At 43.8% G+C, this 1463-nt stretch carries 2 protein-coding genes; both read right to left on the reverse strand.

All coding sequences use genetic code 11. From position 1 onward, the window contains the following. The coding region (locus R7O12_RS24675) for a DUF1365 family protein (protein WP_318126688.1) at positions 1 to 393 on the reverse strand (393 nt) is incomplete at its 3' end. A 1-nt stretch (position 394) separates the two neighbouring features. Beyond that, on the reverse strand, positions 395 to 1463 hold a 1069-nt coding region (locus tag R7O12_RS24680; protein WP_318126689.1), incomplete at its 5' end, for an NAD(P)/FAD-dependent oxidoreductase.

Genomic DNA, 1463 nt, shown 5'->3' on the forward strand with positions numbered 1-1463 from the left:
CCAAGGTGTATTGCTGACTTCGGCGAGAAGATATTGCCATTCACCTTTTTGGTCATACAGGTAGTAAAAATTCACTGGACTAAAATAAAGCCCGAGATAACGCAAATGACAGACAGACAGTACTTTGCCGCTGCAACGTACGCCCGTAAGTTCTGCGACTTTGTCTTGCACCGCTTTTTTCAAACTCCCTTCACCGAGGTAATCATCACGTTTGAATCGAGCCCAATGCCACCAGCGAGTCCCAAAGCCCCAAACTTTTTTCTCAAGTACGCCAATTTCATCCAAATCAATCGCTGGCATAAACATAGAGTAATTCAGCTCGTGCTTAACGGGCGTAAAACGACGATGCCTTACATTGCCTATAAATAACTGACTGTGAGAAGGGATACTCATATTACGCAGCACCTTGTTCATAAAGTGTGTCGTTTTTCTCGTTATGTTTAGCGGCAATTCCTTTCACAACATCCAAAGCACTGCGCACGCCATCTTCATGGAATCCGTTGTACCAATAAGCGCCACAAAACCACGTATGTTGAGTTCCTTGTATTTCTTCTTTGCGTTGCTGGGCAGCGATAGACTCCATCGTAAAGACAGGGTGATGGTAGGTGAACTGACGCAGAATCTTGTTCTCGTCGATATCTTCAGTACGGTTTAAGGTGACGCAGAATGTGTGTGAAGAGTCGATATGCTGCAAAATATTCATGTTGTACGTTAGGGACGGCAATCGTTGCTGCTCCTCTTCGCCTCCTTCCAGCAAATAGTTCCACGATGCCCATGCAGATTTTCGTTTCGGTAATACACTCGTGTCAGTGTGAAGAACCACATCATTTGCTTGGTAAGCCATATTAGACAAAATGTCGTTTTCACATGACGAGGCATCACTGAGCATCGCTAAAGCCTGGTCGCTATGACAAGCAAAAATGACTTCATCAAACCACTCACACTGTCCATTTGCATAAATCGCTACGCCTTGTTCACTGCGAACAACTTTTTCAACCGGACTATTCAGTCTAATCTTGTCTGCAAATCCTTGCGTTAAAGGTGGAATATAAGCACGTGAACCACCCTTGATAACGTACCATTGCGGACGATTCGTCACGTCTAACAAACCGTGATTGAGGAAAAAGCGTAAGAAGAACATCAATGGAAATGCACGCATGTCAGCGAGGGAAGATGACCAAATCGCCGCGCCCATTGGCAGAATATAGTTGTCAGAAAAGAAATCACTAAACTGGTGCTCATCCAAAAATGCACCCAGCGTTTGAGAACTCGATATTTGCTCAGTAGCAGACGCTTTTGCTAGTTTATTGAAGCGTAAAATCTCAAGAATAAAGCGATAGAATTTTGGATTAAGCCAATTTCGCTTTTGTGCGAACAATGTTGTTAATGTGTGGCCATTATATTCCAAACCATTGCCATCATTTCTCACACTGAAACTCATTTGCGTCGGAATACCTTCCACG

The organism is Vibrio sp. Vb1574 (assembly GCF_033338675.1).